The organism is Cupriavidus sp. H39 (assembly GCF_050271075.1).
In the GTDB taxonomy this organism is placed as follows: Bacteria; Pseudomonadota; Gammaproteobacteria; order Burkholderiales; family Burkholderiaceae; genus Cupriavidus; species Cupriavidus necator_B.
In genome coordinates this window covers 2,263,791-2,280,563 of record NZ_CP189846.1, presented here as the reverse complement: position 1 = coordinate 2,280,563, position 16,773 = coordinate 2,263,791, and the positions used below count along the sequence as shown (strand labels likewise).

The following is a 16,773-nucleotide window of genomic DNA, read 5'->3' as shown; positions in this document are numbered from 1 at the left end:
AAAACCAGTTGAAGCGTAAGCCTATCGGTTTTAAAATGCAACCACTTTTGGCAAGGCAATGTGCCCAAGGCAAACAGACATGGTTACCCGCAAGGACCCGAGCGAAGATACCTGCCCCGTTGCGCGCACCCTGGCGCTGGTCGGCGACCGCTGGTCGCTGATGATCGTGCGCGATGCCTTCGACGGCATGCACCGCTTCAGCGACTTCCAGCGCAGCCTGGCGGTGGCGCGCAATATCCTGTCGGACCGCCTGCGCCGGCTGGTGGACGCCGGCATCCTGGCGACCCGCCCGGCCTCGGACGGCAGCGCTTATCAGGAGTACGTGCTGACGGAAATGGGCGAGAGCCTGTTCCCCATCGTGCTGGCGTTGCGCCAATGGGGCGAACGCCACCTGTTCGCGCGCGGCGAGCGCCGCTCGCAGATGGTGGAAAAGCGCACCGGCAAGCCGGTGCCGCTGATGATGCCGCGGTCCAGCGATGGCGAGGTGCTGTCGCACGCGGACGCGGAGGTGCGCAAGCCGCGGTAGGCAAGCCTGTGCTTTGAGGGGCGGTGCGTTTGCCCGTGCTTGCGGCACGGGCAAGCGGGCCTGAGTTTCAGCTGCCCCGATACGTCCCGAAGCTCCACGGCGAACACAGCAGCGGCACATGGTAGTGCTGCGCGGCATCGGCGATGGTAAAGCGCACCGGCACGATGTCGGCAAAGACGTCGGGGGTGCGGAAGTAGTCCGCCACCCAGAAGCGCAGCTCGAACTCGCCGGTGCGCGCCTGCGCCGGCGGCAGCATCGGCGCGTCGGTGCGGCCGTCGTGGTTGGTGCGGGTGCGCGCGAGCAGCCGCGGCGGCTGCACCGCGACGTCGAACAGCTCGATCTGCATGCCGGCCACCGGGCGGCCCAGGGATACGTCGAGCACATGCGTGCTGATACCTGCCATGATGCGATGTCTCCGGGTGGGGCGGCGGGCTCAGCTGCCGCGGTAGTAGTTGTAGCTCCACGGCCCGAACAGTACGGGCAGGTGGATGCGCTGGCTGGCGTCGGTGACGCGCACGCGCAGCGGGATCTTCGACAGGAACGACGGTTGCGGCAGGCAGGCCTTGCGCGCGGCGAAGTACTCGTCGGCGTGCAGGATCAGCTCATAGGTGCCGGTGCGGTAGCTGTCGCCGATCAGCAGCGGCGGTTCGCTGCGGCCGTTGGCGGCCAGCGTGACGGACTGCAGCGGCGTGCGCTGGCCATTGTCGATGCGGAACATCTCGACGCGCATGCCGGCCGCGGGCGTGCCGTGGTAGGTGTCCAGCGCATGCAGCGTCAGGCGCGGGCTCAGGCCGCCTTGCTGCACCGGTGCGGCGGTCTGGTTGGGGGCCGGCGCGTCGGGCGTGGCGCCCCAGCTGGCGCTGGCCAGCAGCGCGCCGCCACCCAGCGTGATCGATTGCAGCGCGAAGCGCCGGCGGGCGGGATCAACGGTGTGGTCGTCCATCTCAGGCTCCCTGACGGGCAGGCTTGCCGCGCAGCTGGCGGATGCCCACCAGCACCAGTACCGCGGCCAGTACTTCGATCACCGCCACCAGGTACAGCCCGGAGCTGAGCTTGCCGGTGGTGTTCTTGATCAGCCCCATCACATACGGCGCGCCGAAGCCGGCCAGGTTGGCGACCGAGTTGATCAGCGCCACGCCCACCGCGGCGGCGCTGCCGGCCAGGTAGCGGTTGGGCAGCTGCCAGAACACCGGGATCGCGCTCATGGTGCCGACCAGCGCGGCGGTCATCGCCAGCAGCGCGATCACCGGCGACAGCACCTGCGCCCCGAGCAGCACGGCCAGCACGGCCATGGCGCTGCCGCCGACCAGCGCCGCGCCGCTGAAATGCCAGCGCACTTCATTGCGGCGGTCGGAATGCGCGCCGTTGAGGATCATGCCGGCGGCGCCGCACAGGTAGGCCACCGCGGCGATCCAGCCCACCGCCATCGGCGTGGTGAAGCCCACGTCCTTGATGATGGTCGGGATCCAGAAGGTCAGCGTCGAATTGGCGCATAGCAGGCAGAAGAAGATCGCGATCAGCAGCCACACCTTGGGATTGGTGAAGAGGGTGCGCCAGTCGTGGCCGCGCTCGCCCTGGGCGGCGTGGTCGCGCTTGAGCGCGTCGTGCACCACGCGCTTCTCGGCGTCGGACAGCCAGCGCGCCTGCTCGGGCTTGTCGGTCATGTAGAACCAGGCAAAGATGCCGGCCAGCACCGACGGGATGCCTTCCAGGATAAACAGCCACTGCCAGCCGTGCATGCCGTTGACCCCGCCCATGCTGGTCATGATCCAGCCGGCCAGCGGGCCGCCCAGCACGCCGGCGATGGCCGACGCCGACATGAAGGTGCCGAAGGCGCGCGCGCGGCGCTGCGACGGGTACCAGTAGGTCAGGTACAGGATCACGCCGGGATAGAAGCCGGCTTCGAATGCGCCCAGCAGGAAGCGCAGGAGGTAGAACTGCGTGGGCGTGGTGACGAAGGTCTGCAGCATGCAGATCACGCCCCAGCAGATGGTGATGCGCATGATCGTCTTCTTGGCGCCGATCTTCTGCAGCAGCATGTTCGACGGCACTTCGAAGAAGAAGTAGCCCAGGAAGAAAATGCCGGCGCCCAGCCCATACACGGCTTCGCTGAAGCCCAGCGAATCCAGCATCTGCAGCTTGGCGAAGCCGATGTTGACGCGGTCCAGCCAGGCCAGCACCCATAGCACCCCGAGGAAGGGGAGCAGGCGCCAGGTCACCTTGCGGTAGACGCTGTCCTCGGCGTCGTCGGCGGTGCCCGCGAATACCGGGACGCCTTGTTTCGTGATCGACATGATGTCTCCTGTCTTGTGTGTTCTGCCAGGTCCAGCCTTGCGGCAAAAATGCATGCGGCCCGCCGGGTTGGGAGCAAGTATATGAATGGCCCGCCGATGCGAAACGAGGGGGCTGGTATAGGCCCCATAGCAGCGTCGATATGGGCTGCAATGCCTTGCCTGGCGCGGGTTTGCGGCGATCGGCGGCGGCCTTGCCCCGACCTATGGATTACCCTGAGCAGGCCGTTCGGGACCACCCGCGCGGGCTGGCCGGCCGCGCTTGTCCGGGTTGCACCGGTTGCCGTGCGGTGCGCGACACGCTACAAAGTCGCCATTGGCCGGCGCGCCGGCGCCGCCGGTAGCGGCGGCCACCGCACGCGCCCGGCCTTTCCCGATTCCTTCCACGGACCCAATATGATTCGCGCCGACGACCCGTTCGACACCTACCTGCTGCGGGTGCTGTGCATCCTGATCGCCGAGCAGAGCGTGTCGCGCACCGCGATCCGCCTGAACCAGTCCCAGCCGGCCATCAGCGCCGCGCTCAAGCGCTTGCGCGCGATCTTCAACGACCCGCTGCTGACGCGCGAGAAAAACGTGATGGTGCCGACCGAGCGCGCGCTGCAGCTGGCGCGCAATGCCCAGGCCGCGCTCAGCGCGCTCGACAACCTGCTGGTCTCGGACGACCGCTTCGACCCGGCCACCACCGAGCAGAGCTTCGTGGTGGCGATGCCGGACTACCTGGCGCCGCCGTTCTTCGCGCACGTGGTGCGCGCCGTGCGCCGCGCCGCGCCGCATGCGCGGCTGTCGGCGCTGCCGCTCGGGGCCAGCTTCGACTATGAGCAGGCTTTGTCGGCGGGCGCGGTCGATATCGTGATCGGCAACTGGCCCAATCCGCCCGAGCACCTGCACCTGTCGGTGCTGCTGGAAGACGAGGTGGTGTGCGTGGTGGCGCAGGACAGCGTGCATGCGCAGCCCGGCAAGTTCACCGCGCAGGCCTACCTGGGCGCCTCGCATATCGTGCCGACACCGTATTCGCGCGACCAGCGCGGCCTGGTCGACGCGGGCCTGAGCACCATGCGCGTGCACCGCGACAACCGCGTCAGCTGTCCTTACTTCAATCTCGCGCCCAGCCTGATCCCCGGCACCGACCTGATCCTGACCACGGCACGCCACTTCGCCAACTACCATGCGCAGCATGTGCCGCTGGCGGTGCTGGAGCCGCCGATCGAGTTCCCCTTCATGCGCTTCTACCAGCTGTGGCATCCGTCGCGCCACCGCTCGGCCGCGCATGTCTGGCTGCGCGGCATGCTGACGGCGGCCTCGCAGGCACTGCGCGACCTGCGCGACATGCATCGTTAGCGGTATCGGTTTCTGTTATGCGATCTATAGGGCGCGGGCTCTCGCCGCTGCGGCGGGGCGTTCCTATACTCGGCCCCGTATTCAACGATTCCCCCTTGCGCGGGATCCCTACGGGAGCAGCCTCCATGTCTCAACCACTCGACCTGGCGTCGGTCAACGCGCTGGACGAAGCGGCCTTCGCCGACGCCTTCGGCAGCGTGTTCGAACACTTTCCGCAGGCCGCGGCGGGCGCCTGGGCGCAGCGGCCGTTCGCCTCGGTGACGGCGCTGCATGGCGCCATGATGGACGTGGTGCGCAAGCTGGACGAGCCGCGCCAGCGCGATTTCCTCAACCTGCACCCGCAGCTGTCGGCGCGCAATATCCGCGCGGGGACCATGACGGCGGATTCCAGCGCCGAACAGAAGAGCGCCGGGCTGGATGCGATGTCGGTGCAGCAGGAGACCGCGCTGGAGCAGCTCAACGCCGACTACCAGGCGCGCCACGGCTTTCCCTTCATCATCTGCGTGCGCCACTACACGCGCGAAGGCATCTTCGCCGCCTTCGAGCGCCGCATCGGCCGCAGCACGCAGCAGGAGCTTGACGAGGCGCTGGCGCAGATCGCGGCCATCACCCGTGGCCGGCTGGCGGCGCGCCTGGCCGGCTGAGCGCGGCGCCTAGCCGAAGGCTTCCAGGCCCAGCGCCAGCAGTCCCACCAGGATCAGGCTGAGTGCCCAGACCAGCTCCAGGTTGAACCAGCTGCGCGAGACGAAGCGCAGCCCCAGGTAGCGGTAGACCAGCCACGCCATGGCGCCGCCCACGGCAAACATCGCCAGCGTATGGAGCAGGGCAACCACCAGCGCCATGCCCAGGTTGGCACCGGCGAGCGTGGCGGCGGCCTGGTGCCCCGGATCGTTATCGGCGCGGCACAGGCCAAGATAGATCGGCACCAGCATGAGCCCGGCGCCATGCGCGATCGCCACCGCGAACGACCACAGCGCCAGCCGCGATGGCGCGATGCGCACCAGTGCCCGCGGATGGCCGCGCCTGAGCAGCAGCACGATGCCGCAGCCGACCAGCAGCACGCTGGCGCCGATGCGGATCTGCGCCTGCCAGGCGACCAGGGCCGCCAGCATGCCGAACGGCAGCGTCACCGCCAGCACCGCAAGCGCGTGCCCGGCCGCCAGATACCCCAGCGCGGCCACCAGGGCGCGGCTGCTGTGCGCCAGCATTCCGTTCGATACCGCCAGCGGCCATCCCATCGCGGGATTGATGCCGTGGTAGAGGCCGCTGGCCAGCACTGCCGACCACAGGCCGAGCTGTTCCCAGGCGTGACCGGTCAAGCCCTGGCCGAGGGGTAGCAAAATGAATCGGTCGAGCAGTCGCCGCCTTCCAGCCGGATCTGGTGCGCGCGATAGCCTTCGGGAAACTCGACCCAGTAATCGTCGGCCAGCGTCAGGCCGCCGTCCGGCCCGGCCTGCGCCATGACCTGCGCGCCGGGAACGCCGCCGGGGTAGAACTGCTGGTCCCAGGTGGAGTATAGCGAGTTGGTCCAATAGACGCGTTGGCCGTCGCGGCTGATCTCGACCATCTGCGGACCGCCGGCGAAGGGCTTGCCGTTGGGGTGGGGGGTGCGGCGGACTATGCCGCCGAGATGGACCGAGCCGGCGAGCCGGGGCTTGCGCGGCTCGGTAACGTCGTACTGGCGCATCTCGCCCGTGCCCCAGCAGGACACATAGAGGAACCTGTCGTCCAGCGACAGATCGATATCGGTCACCAGCGGCGGCACCGCGCCGAAGCCTTGCAGCAGCGGCGGCAGCTGGCTGGCATCGGCGGGTTCCGCCGGGATCGTCGCCGTCTTCTCGGCGTGGAACTTGCCGTCTTCGCGCCACCACGTCCAGATCGAGCCTTCCAGGTTGGTGGTGTCGACCACTACGCCGACGAAGCCGTACTCGCGCACCGGATCATGCGCGGGCCGGACTTCCAGCGCCATCTGGTGATTCGCCCCCAGGTCGATGGTCTGCACGTTGCGCCGCGCCCGCAGGTCCCAGAAATGCAGCTTGTGCCCGTAGCGGTTGCCCAGCAGGTCCTCGGGCACCAGGCCGTTCTCGAACTGCGGCGGCAGGGCCCATTCGCTCGATACCATGTAGTCGCGCGGCAGGTTCCACCAGAAATCGTAGTGCTTCTGCTGCTCGCCGCGGTCGATCTCCCAGCGGCCCAGCACCTCGAAGGTCTCGCAGTCCATGATGAAGATGCCGGGCGCGCCATCGGTGCCGTCCGTCCCGCCGCCGCCAAGCGTGCTGACATAGATGCCTTCCGGGCCGCAGTGCACGGTATGGGGCCGCGAATAGCCGGTCTTGCGGAAGATCTCGTCCGGCTCGACGATCTTGTGGATACGCGCCTGGGTCGGGTGCGGCTTGGTGTCGACGATATACAGGCGCGACGAGCGCATCCCTGGAATGATCAGGTAGCGCCGCTCCAGGAACGCATGGCCGGTCAGCGGCGACAGCGACGACGAACAGGCGTTCCAGCCGAAGTGATGGAGTTCGTCGCCGTGGTGGGTCATCGGTACGGTGTGCACCACCTGGCTGTAGGTCGGCGATCCGGGCTTGACGTCGATCACCGCGAGCGCATCGGGCTGCGCCCCGCCGGGGCTGAGCAGCACCGTATAGGCAAAGGATTCCGCGGGGGCACGGCTCGCAAGCTCCGGCGAGGCGTGAAACGTCGGATCTGGCCGCATGTTCATGGTGAGCCCTCCTGGTCCTGCCGGACCTGCGACATCGCCGGTACGTCACTTGGCGCCTGGCCGAGTGCACGGGAAGCCTACCTAGACTAGGTCGTTATGAATTCCGAGTCAAAGCCGCGCGTGCCGCCATGCCGGCGGGATTCATGCAGGCGGAAGGTCTGGTTTGCGAAATACAGATTGCCGGAAACCCGCGCATCGCGCAGAAATGAGGCCTGGCGAGTGAAATGGAAATCCAATCGATGGACGCGGCAAGAGCTGAACACCAGGGTGGGGCATACAGCCTCGACAATCCGGCGCTGGAAAGCATCGGGGTCAGGATCACCCACTGGCGCGACGACTACGTGGAGCTGGAACTGCCGCTCGCGCCCAACATGCTCAACCGCAGCCGCGTCGTGCATGGCGGCACGCTCTGCACCTTGCTCGATGCCGCCACCGGCTATGCCGGCCTCTACGCCGCGCCAGGCGAGACGCCGCGCCACGCGGTCACGCTGTCGCTGACCTCGAACTTCCTGAGCAACGGGACCGGCAAGCTGCTGACCGCGAAGGGCATGGTCGACCGCCGCGGGCGCTCGATCTTCTTTTCGCGCGCGGAGGTGTGGCTGGATGGCGAGCTGCTGGTGGCAACCGGCGTTGCCACGATGAAGTACCTGAAGTAGGCGGCCCGTCTCAGGCGCCGTCCTGGCGCCAGCGCGTCGGCGACTTGCTGAACTGCGCCGCGAACCAGCGCGAGAAGGCGCTCGGTTCCGAAAACCCCAGCAGCGTGGCGACCTGCGCCAGCGGCCGCCGCGGATCCTGCAGATGGCGCTGCGCAAGCTCGCGCCGCACTTCATTGACCAGCGCGGAGAAGGTAATGCCATCCTGTTCGAGTTGGCGCTGCAGGGTGCGCGGGCTGGTGCCGAGGCTTTGCGCGACCTGTTCCACCGCGCCGCGTCCGCGCGGCAGCAGCTGGTTGAGGGTGCGCCGCACCTCCGCGGCGATGGAAGGCTTGCCGGCCCCCGGCTGCAGGTCGAGAAAGCTGCGGGCGTAGCCGGCCAGGCTGGCATCGGCCAGCGGGTTGACGCGGTCCAGGTCGCCGCTGGCGAGCACCAGCCCGTCGAAGTCCGAACCGAATGCGAGGCGTTGCCCGAACAGGCGCCGGTGGATCCGCAGGTCGGCCGGCGCCGCATGCGCGAAATGCACGCTGTGCGGCATCCACGACTCGCCCAGGATGGCGCGGATCAGGCTCTGCAAGGCGGCCACGGTCAGTTCCATGGCCTGCCTGCCGGGCTGGTGCCGGCCGGTCTGCAAGGTCACGTGCAGCACCGTGATGCCGGGATACTCGGTGACCAGGATGGCGATGGAATCGCTGAGCCAGTGGCGGTAGCGCTCGATCTCGGCCAACGCGTCGCGCAGCGTGGGCTGGTGCTGCAACAGCAGGCTGACCGGACCGAAGTCTGACAGCCGCCACGATTCCCCCACCATCAGGCCAAGCGAATGGCAGCCCGTCACCCGGGCCGAGGCTTCCAGCACTTCCGCCAGGCGCGCTTCGGGGATGCGCAGGTCGGGCGTGTACAGGCAGGCCTGGTCGAGGCCGGCCTGGGCCACCATCCGCACCGGGTCCAGGCCCGCGCCCCGGGCAATTGCCAGGTATTTGGTCAGCGATGCGCTGCGAACAAGGACGGTCATAGGCTGCCGCGGGGGTGGGTGGGGGCGTCGGTCGTGTCCGTCGTCAAATGGCAAATCGTGGCGCGACCGGTCAAGGGTGCTGCGCCGCGGCTGTCTGACAATGGTTCCACGCCGCGCCCATGATAGCGGCGCGGGCAGGACACCACAATCAGGAGACAGCCTTGGCAAAAGCCATTCGCATGTACGAGACCGGAGGACCCGAGGTTCTCCGCTACGAGGACGCCGAAGTCGGCGATCCGGGTCCGGGCGAGGTACGGATCCGCCACGTCGCCGTCGGGCTGAACTATGCCGACACTTACTTCCGCAACGGCACGTACCCGGTGCCGCTGCCCAGCGGCATGGGGGTGGAGGCTGCCGGCGTGGTGCAGGCAGTCGGTGCCGGCGTGACCCACATCGCGGAAGGCGACCGCGTCACCTATACCGGCTTTACCAACACGCTGGGCGCGTACAGCACCGAGCGCCTGGTGCCCGCCGCGCCGCTGATCCGCCTGCCGGATGCGATCGGCTTCGAGACCGCCGCCGCGATGACCATGCGCGGCCTGACCTCGGCCTACCTGATGCGCCGCATCTACCCCTTCAGCGGCGGCGAGACCATCCTGCTGCACGCGGCTGCCGGCGGCGTGGGGCTGATCGTCTCGCAGTGGGCCAAGCTGCTCGGCCTGACCGTGATCGGCACGGTGTCCACCGCGGCCAAGGCCGAACTGGCGCGCGCCCATGGCTGCGCTCACATCATCGACTACAGCCGCGAGGACGTGGCCAGCCGGGTGCGCGAGCTGACCGACGGCGCGGGCGTGTCGGTGGTGTTCGACAGCGTCGGCAGGGACACCTTCCAGGGCTCGCTGGATTCGCTGACGCGGCGCGGGCTGATGGTCTGCGTCGGCACGGCCTCGGGCACGATCCCGCCGTTCGATCCGCAATGGTTGGCAAGAAAGGGCTCGCTCTACCTGACCCGCCCGGCGCTGGCCGACTACATCGCCGATCCTGCCGAGAAGGCGGAACTGGCCGCGGAAGTCTTCGGCCATGTGGCCGCGGGCCGGATCCGCATCGAGATCAACCAGCGCTATGCGCTGCAGGATGCGGTCCAGGCCCACCGCGACCTGGAGTCGCGCAAGACCACCGGTTCTTCGATCTTTGCGCTGTAAAGGAGCGTCCCCATGCGAGTCCAAGAACTTACCTGCAGCATCGGCGCCGAAGTGAGCGGCGTCAGCCTGGCCGACGCCGCGCGCGATGCGACGCTGTTTGCCGAGATCAAGTCCCTGCTGCTTGCGCACAAGGTGCTGTTCCTGCGCGGCCAGGACATCTCACGCGCGGACCACGTGGCGTTCGCGCGGCGCTTCGGTGAACTGGAAGACCATCCGGTGGCGGGGAGCGATCCCGACCATCCCGGGCTGGTCCAGATCTATCGCAGCGACAAGCGCGAGAACTACGAGAACAGCTACCACACCGACGGCAGCTGGCGCGAATGCCCGCCCATGGGCTGCGTGCTGCGTTGCATCGAGTCGCCGCCGGTCGGCGGCGACACCATCTGGGTCAACATGGCCGCGGCCTACGAGAACCTGCCCGACGAAATCAAGCAGCGCATCGCCGGCCTGCGCGCCAAGCACGGCATCGAGCATTCCTTCGGCGCCGCGATGAGCCCGGAGAACCGCGCCAGGCTTGCCGCGCAGTACCCCGCGGTCGAGCACCCGGTGGTGCGCACGCATCCGGAGACCGGCGAGAAGGTGCTCTATGTCTGTGGCTTCTCCACCCACTTTGTCAATTTCCACACGCCCGAGAACGTGCGCTACGGGCAGGACAAGACCCCGGGCGCGAGCCATCTGCTGAACTACCTGATCAGCCAGGCGGCGATTCCCGAATACCAGGTGCGTTTCCGCTGGCAGCCCAACAGCGTGGCCATCTGGGACAACCGCTGCACCCAGCACTACGCGGTGCAGGACTACTGGCCGGCGCCGCGCAAGATGGAGCGCGCCGCCATCATCGGCGACAAGCCGTTCTGAGCCGCGCCAGCGCCGCCAGGCCTGGCCGGTGCCATGACAAATGGAGACATGCCGTGCATTACCTCGATGGATCCCTGTTCCCCGAAAACCAGCAGCCGCTGATCATCACCGCGGCACCGTATGCGCCGGGCTGGCTGCCTTCCGATTTTCCGGAAGATATCCCGGTGACGATGGCAGACCAGGTCCAGAAAGCCGTTGACTGCTACAACGCGGGCGCGACGGTGCTGCACCTGCACGTGCGCGAGCTCGACGGCAAAGGCTCGAAGCGCCTGTCCAAGTTCAACGAACTGATCGCCGGGGTGCGCAAGGCCGTGCCGGAGATGATCATCCAGGTGGGCGGGTCGATCAGCTTCGCCCCGGAAAACGAAGGCGAAGCCGCCAAGTGGCTGTCCGACGACACGCGCCACATGCTGGCCGAACTCGATCCCGTGCCGGACCAGGTCACCGTGACGGTGAACACCTCGCAGATGAACGTGACCGAGCATGCCGAACTGGCGGATTTCAAGGGCACCTCGCGCGAGAATCCCGCGATCTTCAACGCCTACAAGGAAATGACGGTTCCCGCCCAGCCCGGCTGGGTCGAAGAGCATATCCGCCGTCTTTCCGCGGCCGGCATCCAGAGCGCATTCCAGTGCTACAACGTCAATAGCTTCGAATCCGTCGAGCGGCTGATCCGGCGCGGCATCTACAAGGGGCCGCTGGTGATGAACTGGGTCGCGATCAGCGGCGGCATGGATGCGCCGAGCGTGTTCAACCTTGCCAACATCGTCCGGGCCGTGCCGGACGGCGCCGTGCTGACCGTCGAAAGCTCCGTGCGCAACGTGCTGCCGGTGAACATGATGGGCATCGCGCTGGGGCTGCATGTGCGCTGCGGGACCGAGGACTGCCTCTGGAACCAGTCGCGCACGGCCAAGATGAGCACGGTCAAGCAGATCGAGCAGCTGGTGCGCATCGCGGGCGAATTCGGCCGCAAGGTGGCAACGGCACAGGAAGCGCGCGAGATCCAGAAGCTCGGTGTGTTCTACGACACGGTCGAGGAGACGCTGGCGGCCAACGGCTTCGCGCCGAACCGCAACGGCGGCAATCAGGGCTTCCTGCGCAAGGCCGCCTGACCCGAGCGGCCAGAAGCCGGCGATGGGCCGGCAGAAGGGCAAGGGCCGCAAACGACCGGCGCACGAAGGCGCACGACGGCGCCGGCCGCGGCCCTGGATCACCCTCGCATATTCGGAGACAACCATGAAGCAAGCACAACCGTCGGCGCGCCGCAGGGCGACGCTGTCATGCATGATCGGCCTGGCGCTGTCCGTGGCGCCGCTTGCGTTCCCCGCGGGCGCGCATGCCCAGGCGTGGCCGGCCAAGGTGGTCAGGATCGTGGTGGGCGGCCCCGCCGGCGGCACCGCCGACATCCTCGCGCGCCTGCTGGCCGAGGGGCTGACGCAGTCGCTGGGCAAGCCGGTGATTGTCGAGCAGAAGCCCGGCGGCGCCGGCGCGATCGCGGTCAGCACGCTGCTGTCGGCGCCGCACGACGGACATACGCTGCTGCTGATCCAGGGCGGCATCGTCTCCGAGACGCCGCTGGCGCTGAAGGTCTCGTTCGATCCGTTCAAGGACCTGAAGCCCATTGCCCAGGTGGCGCGCACCGGCCTGGTACTGGTGGGCAACCCGAGGCTGCCGGCGAAGAACTTCAGCGAACTGCTGGCCTACATCAAGAGCAAGCCGGGGCAGATCGACTATGCCTCGTATGCCGCCGGCATGCGCGGGCAGACCCTCGGGGTCCAGTTCAACCGCCTGGCGGGCGTGAACATGAGCCATGTCGGCTACAAGGGATCGCCGCCGGGGTTGCAGGATGTGATGGGCGGCCACGTGCCGCTGATGTTCGACGGCCTGGCCACCTCGCTGCCGCTGATCAAGGCCGGCAAGCTAAAGGCCTATGCCGTGGCCTACCCCAAGCGCATCCCCGCGCTGCCGGATGTGCCGACCTTCGCCGAGGTCGGCTTCCCGGCGATGACGGAGCCCGGCTGGATGGGCGTGTGGCTGCCGCCGGACGTGCCCGCGGCGGTGCAGGAAAAGATCCGCAACGCCACGCTGGCCATCGTGCAGCAGCCCGGCTACCGCAAGCACGTGGAAGACATGGGCATGGACAACGGGCAGCCGCTCAGCAGCGAGGCGCTGTCCAGGGAAGCGCGCGCGGCCTACGAGCGGCAGGCGGAACTGCTGCGCTCGATCCACTTCGTGCCGGAGTAGCCGCAAGCCGGTCCGGCCGGGGGCCTATCGTTTCCTGCGCCGGCGCGCGCCCGCGAACATCGACATGTCGCGCAGGATGCCGTCCAGCAGCGTATTGGCCGCCACGCCCAGCGGCCGGCCCGCTTTCACCAGCAGGCGCGCCTTGGCGGCTTCGAACAGCGGATGGGCGATCGGCAGCGTCACCAGTTCGCCGGATTGCAGTTCGCGGTAGGCGGCAAAGCCGCCGATCAGCGTGATGCCGTCATGGCGCTTGACGAAGTGCCGCAGCACCGCCAGCGAATTGGTGGTCAGCGTCGGGCGGATCTGGATGTTCTCGGCGTACGCCAGCATCTGCACCACCTGGCCCAGTCCGAACGCCGGCGGCATCATCGCCAGCGGATAGTCCGCCAGCTCATGCACGTCGACCTTGCCGCCGCGACGTGCCAGCGCATGCCCGGCATGCACCAGCAGCACCACCGGCTGCGATGACGTGGCCACCCAGGCGATGTCGGCATGGCTGGGCGGGTTGTAGGCCAGGCCGATATGGGCGCGGCTTTCCGCCACCTCTTGCAGCACGTTGTTGACCGGCAGGATGTCGACGGTCACGTCGAGCCGGGGATAGCGCGCGCAGAAATCCGTCAGCACTTCATCCATCAGGCCGTCGACATAGCCCTCGCTGGTGGCGATGCGCACCTGGCCGTGCTGTAGCCCGCGCAAGGCCTGCAGGCGGTCCTCGAACAGCTCCTGCTGGGCGCGGCAGCCGCGCCAGTACTCCAGCAGGTGCAGCGCGGCTTCGGTCGGCTGCACGCCGCGCGCATGGCGGTCGAACAGCGGCGCGCCGACTTCTTCTTCCAGCAGGCGGATCTGGCGCGTGATCACCGACGGCGACGTGTTGATGCTGTCGGCAGCGCCGCGGATCGAGCCGTGGGTCAGTACCTCGTGGAAATAGCGCAGCCTGCGCTGGTTCAGTTCCCGCATGTCGGTTCTCAAGGTCTGGTGTGGAAGGCGCCGGGCGTCGTGGTGTTGCCGGCCAGGCAACGATAGCCGACTTAAGTTGCTCTTGCTCTGTTTTTTCAGATGCCAGACGATCAACGCTGCCACCGACAGACATCGCGTCCACCAGAGCCGACCACCGGAGAGAGATCGACATGTCCGCAATCCTGCCCCCACGCACCCCGACGGAAAGTGGCAGCGCCGCGCAGCAGGCGCTGTACCGCAAGCTGAACTGGCGCCTGTTGCCGTTCCTGCTGCTGTGCTACACCTTTGCCTACCTGGATCGCGTCAACATCGGCTTCGCCAAGCTGCAGATGCAGAGCGAGCTCGGCTTTTCCGATGCGGTGTACGGACTGGGCGCCGGCATCTTCTTCTTCGGCTACGTGCTGTTCGAGATCCCGAGCAACCTGTTGCTGCCCCGGATTGGCGCACGCAAGACCATCAGCCGCATCCTGGTGCTGTGGGGGCTGACCTCGGCAGGCATGATGTTCGTGCGCGACGAGACCACCTTTTACGTGCTGCGCTTCCTGCTGGGCGTGTTCGAGGCCGGCTTTGCCCCCGGCATGATCTTCTACCTGACCTACTGGTACGGGCAGCGGCGCATGGCCCGGGTGATGGCGGTGGTGATGCTGGCCGGCCCCATCGGCGGCATCTTTGGCTCGCCGCTGTCCACTTGGCTGATGACAGCCCTGTCCGGTGCGCACGGCCTGGCGGGATGGCAATGGATGTTCCTGGTCGAAGGGCTGCCCTGCGTGCTGCTTGGCGCGCTGGCGCTGCGCGTGCTGGCCGACCGGCCGGCCGAGGCCAGCTGGCTCAGCGACGCGGAGAAGCGCATGCTCGCGGCCGAGTTGCAGGCGCCGCCGGGCGGGCACCAGTCGTTCGGCCAGGTGGCGCGCGATCCACGCGTCTACCTGCTGGCCTTTGCCTACTTCACCATGATCTGCGGCATCTACGCGGTGAGCTTCTGGCTGCCGTCTATCCTGAAGGCGGACGGCGTCACCGACACCATGCAGATCGGGCTGTATTCGATGATTCCTTATATTGCGGCAGCGCTTGCCATGATCGTGATCGGCCGCAGCTCGGATCGCCGCGGCGAGCGCCGCTGGCATAGCGCGGTGCCGGCCTTTGTCGGTGCGGTCGCGCTGGCCGGGGCTACGCTGTCGAGTGGCAACCTGCCGGTGTCGCTGCTGTGCATGACCATTGCCGCGGCGATGATGTGGGCCGCCTACACCGTGTTCTGGGCGATTCCGTCGCAATACCTGAAGGGCGATGCCGCGGCCGGCGGCATCGCGCTGATCAACACCATCGGCCTGGTCGGCGGCTTTCTCAGCCCGACCATCATCGGCACCGTGCGCACCGCCACCGGCAGCATGCAGGCCGGCCTGCTGGTGATGGTGGCGCTGCTGGTGGCCGGCGCGGCGGTGCTGGTGGCCAACCGGATGCCGTCGCCCGAGGGCGCGGTGGCGCCGGCCTGAGGCCGGACCTTCATTTCACGGAGAAAACCTTGGCAACACGGATCCTGGTCGCGGGCTTCCAGCACGAGACCAATACCTTCGCCCCGTCAAAGGCGACCTACGCCAGCTTCGAGCGCGGCGAGGGCTTTCCGGCGATGGTGCGCGGCGACGCCATGCGCGCGCTGCGCGACGTCAACATCCCGGCCGGCGGCTTCATGGCCGCCGCGGCGCGGCACGGCTGGACGCTGCTGCCGGTGATCTGGGCCGGCGCCAGCCCGTCCGCGCACGTGACCGAGGACGCGTACGAGCGCATCGCCGGAGAGATCGTCGCCGCGGCGCGTGCCGGCGGCTTCGACGCGGTCTATCTCGACCTGCATGGTGCCATGGTGGCCGAGCATACCGACGACGGCGAGGGCACGCTGCTCGCGCGCATCCGCGCGGCGGTAGGGCCCGGCGTGCCGGTGGTGGCTTCGCTCGACCTGCACGCCAACGTCACGCAGGCCATGCTGCAGGCGGCCGATGCGCTGGTGGCCTACCGCACCTATCCGCACGTGGACATGGCCGAGACTGGCGAACGCGCCGCGGCATTGCTGCAGCGCCTGCTGCAGGGCAGGGGGCCGCTGCATCGCGCGGTGCGCCGGCTGCCGTTCCTGATTCCGATCAACGGCATGTGCACGATGCTGGAGCCGGCGCGCGCCATGTATGCGCTGTTGCAGCAGCGCGAGCGTGGCGCCGTGGTGTCGCTGTCGTTCGCGCCGGGCTTTCCGGCCGCCGATTTTCCGGAATGCGGTCCGGTGATCTGGGGTTATGGCGAGGACGCCGATTCGGCCGAAGCGGCGGTGCATGCGCTGTACCAGCGCATGCTGGCCGACGAGCCCGCCTGGGAGGTGCCGTTCCTATCGCCTGACGAAGCCGTGCTGGAAGCAATGCGGCTGGCCGATGGGGCCACGCGTCCGGTGGTCATCGCCGACACCCAGGACAACCCCGGCGCCGGCGGCGATTCGAACACCATGGGCATGCTGCGCGCGCTGCTGCGCCACGGCGCCCGGCAGGCGGCCATCGGCCTGATCTGGGACCCGGCCGTGGCGTCCGAGGCGCACCGTGCCGGCGTGGGTGCGGTGATCGAGGTCGCGCTCGGCGGCGTATCCGGCGTGCCCGGCGATGCGCCGCTGCGGGGCCGCTTCGAGGTCCTGAAGCTGTCCGACGGCGTCTGCCGCTACGGTGGGCCGATGATGCACGGCATGCAGGCCGATATCGGGCCGGTGGCGCTGCTGCGCATCGACGATGTGCAGGTGGTGGTCAGCGCCGGCAAGGCCCAGATGCTCGACCGCAACCTGTTCCGCGTGGGCGGGGTCGAGCCCGAGGCGATGAAGATCCTGGTCAACAAGAGCTCGGTGCACTTCCGCGCCGATTTCGAAGGCATTGCGCATGCCGTGCTGGTGGCCAAGGCGCCGGGCCCGATGACGGCCGATCCGGCCGACCTGCCCTGGACCCGGCTTGCCCCGGACATCCGGCTCAAGCCGATGGGCCCGCCCTTCAGGGGCTGACAGCGGGCCGGCCG

17 protein-coding genes are annotated in these 16,773 nt (G+C 68.1%); 10 read left to right on the top strand and 7 right to left on the bottom strand.

The features are described 5' to 3' along the window. The first annotated feature begins 79 nt into the window (after positions 1 to 79). Entirely contained in the window at positions 80 to 526 is a 447-nt protein-coding gene (locus tag ACOCMH_RS10725) for a winged helix-turn-helix transcriptional regulator (protein WP_427306956.1), read from the top strand. Between the two features lie 67 nt (positions 527 to 593). Here the strand turns inward: ACOCMH_RS10725 and uraH (ACOCMH_RS10720) are convergent, their stop codons facing one another. From uraH (ACOCMH_RS10720) to ACOCMH_RS10710, 3 genes are read right to left on the bottom strand one after another with little or no spacing between them, the layout of a single operon-like run. Beyond that, on the bottom strand, positions 594 to 929 hold the full coding sequence (gene uraH / locus ACOCMH_RS10720) for a hydroxyisourate hydrolase (RefSeq protein WP_427306955.1): 336 nt from the start codon (positions 927 to 929) through the stop codon (positions 594 to 596). A 30-nt stretch (positions 930 to 959) separates the two neighbouring features. Beyond that, positions 960 to 1,469 (bottom strand): hydroxyisourate hydrolase, encoded by a 510-nt coding sequence (gene uraH / locus ACOCMH_RS10715; protein ID WP_427306954.1) that lies wholly within the window; start codon positions 1,467 to 1,469, stop codon positions 960 to 962. A gap of 1 nt (position 1,470) precedes the next feature. Continuing rightward, positions 1,471 to 2,820 carry an MFS transporter gene (locus tag ACOCMH_RS10710; protein ID WP_427306953.1) on the bottom strand — a complete coding sequence of 450 codons (1,350 nt, stop codon included), beginning with the start codon at positions 2,818 to 2,820 and terminating at the stop codon, positions 1,471 to 1,473. Between the two features lie 393 nt (positions 2,821 to 3,213). Between ACOCMH_RS10710 and ACOCMH_RS10705 the strand changes: the two genes are divergently transcribed. Both ACOCMH_RS10705 and uraD read left to right on the top strand, forming a co-directional pair. Further along, complete coding sequence (locus tag ACOCMH_RS10705) at positions 3,214 to 4,158, top strand: LysR family transcriptional regulator (protein ID WP_427306952.1); 945 nt, start codon at positions 3,214 to 3,216, stop codon at positions 4,156 to 4,158. Positions 4,159 to 4,283: 125 nt separating this feature from the next. Continuing rightward, the gene (uraD, locus tag ACOCMH_RS10700) at positions 4,284 to 4,802 is read left to right on the top strand and encodes a 2-oxo-4-hydroxy-4-carboxy-5-ureidoimidazoline decarboxylase (protein ID WP_427306951.1); all 519 of its coding nucleotides are present in this window, start codon (positions 4,284 to 4,286) and stop codon (positions 4,800 to 4,802) included. 9 nt (positions 4,803 to 4,811) lie between these two features. Here uraD and ACOCMH_RS10695 read toward each other — a convergent pair whose 3' ends face one another. Next, positions 4,812 to 5,477: a hypothetical protein gene (locus tag ACOCMH_RS10695; protein ID WP_427306950.1), complete on the bottom strand. Its 666-nt coding sequence runs from the start codon at positions 5,475 to 5,477 to the stop codon at positions 4,812 to 4,814. Then, positions 5,474 to 6,880, bottom strand: coding sequence for a selenium-binding protein SBP56-related protein (locus tag ACOCMH_RS10690; RefSeq protein ID WP_427306949.1), 1,407 nt, complete (start codon positions 6,878 to 6,880; stop codon positions 5,474 to 5,476). The genes ACOCMH_RS10695 and ACOCMH_RS10690 overlap by 4 nt, the downstream gene beginning before the upstream one ends. 224 nt (positions 6,881 to 7,104) lie before the next feature. On the opposite strand from ACOCMH_RS10690, the gene ACOCMH_RS10685 reads away from it, so the two are divergent. Next, entirely contained in the window at positions 7,105 to 7,536 is a 432-nt protein-coding gene (locus ACOCMH_RS10685; protein ID WP_427306948.1) for a PaaI family thioesterase, read from the top strand. Between the two features lie 10 nt (positions 7,537 to 7,546). Here the strand turns inward: ACOCMH_RS10685 and ACOCMH_RS10680 are convergent, their stop codons facing one another. Next, positions 7,547 to 8,545, bottom strand: a complete 999-nt coding sequence (locus ACOCMH_RS10680; protein WP_427306947.1) for an AraC family transcriptional regulator — start codon at positions 8,543 to 8,545, stop codon at positions 7,547 to 7,549. A 161-nt stretch (positions 8,546 to 8,706) separates the two neighbouring features. Between ACOCMH_RS10680 and ACOCMH_RS10675 the strand changes: the two genes are divergently transcribed. From ACOCMH_RS10675 to ACOCMH_RS10660, 4 genes are all read left to right on the top strand, one after another. After that, positions 8,707 to 9,687 (top strand): quinone oxidoreductase family protein, encoded by a 981-nt coding sequence (locus tag ACOCMH_RS10675; protein WP_427306946.1) that lies wholly within the window; start codon positions 8,707 to 8,709, stop codon positions 9,685 to 9,687. Positions 9,688 to 9,699: 12 nt separating this feature from the next. After that, positions 9,700 to 10,542 (top strand): TauD/TfdA dioxygenase family protein, encoded by an 843-nt coding sequence (locus ACOCMH_RS10670; protein ID WP_427306945.1) that lies wholly within the window; start codon positions 9,700 to 9,702, stop codon positions 10,540 to 10,542. A 53-nt stretch (positions 10,543 to 10,595) separates the two neighbouring features. After that, complete coding sequence (locus ACOCMH_RS10665; protein WP_427306944.1) at positions 10,596 to 11,654, top strand: 3-keto-5-aminohexanoate cleavage protein; 1,059 nt, start codon at positions 10,596 to 10,598, stop codon at positions 11,652 to 11,654. Between the two features lie 124 nt (positions 11,655 to 11,778). Continuing rightward, positions 11,779 to 12,786: a Bug family tripartite tricarboxylate transporter substrate binding protein gene (locus ACOCMH_RS10660; RefSeq protein ID WP_427306943.1), complete on the top strand. Its 1,008-nt coding sequence runs from the start codon at positions 11,779 to 11,781 to the stop codon at positions 12,784 to 12,786. Positions 12,787 to 12,810: 24 nt separating this feature from the next. On the opposite strand, the gene ACOCMH_RS10655 is transcribed toward ACOCMH_RS10660, so the two are convergent. After that, positions 12,811 to 13,743 carry a LysR family transcriptional regulator gene (locus ACOCMH_RS10655; protein ID WP_427306942.1) on the bottom strand — a complete coding sequence of 311 codons (933 nt, stop codon included), beginning with the start codon at positions 13,741 to 13,743 and terminating at the stop codon, positions 12,811 to 12,813. A gap of 170 nt (positions 13,744 to 13,913) precedes the next feature. Here ACOCMH_RS10655 and ACOCMH_RS10650 point away from each other — a divergent pair, with 170 nt between their 5' ends. Together ACOCMH_RS10650 and ACOCMH_RS10645 are read left to right on the top strand one after the other, a co-directional pair. Next, positions 13,914 to 15,233: an MFS transporter gene (locus ACOCMH_RS10650; protein ID WP_427306941.1), complete on the top strand. Its 1,320-nt coding sequence runs from the start codon at positions 13,914 to 13,916 to the stop codon at positions 15,231 to 15,233. Positions 15,234 to 15,262: 29 nt separating this feature from the next. After that, positions 15,263 to 16,759 (top strand): M81 family metallopeptidase, encoded by a 1,497-nt coding sequence (locus ACOCMH_RS10645; protein WP_427306940.1) that lies wholly within the window; start codon positions 15,263 to 15,265, stop codon positions 16,757 to 16,759. The last annotated feature ends 14 nt before the right edge of the window (positions 16,760 to 16,773 follow it).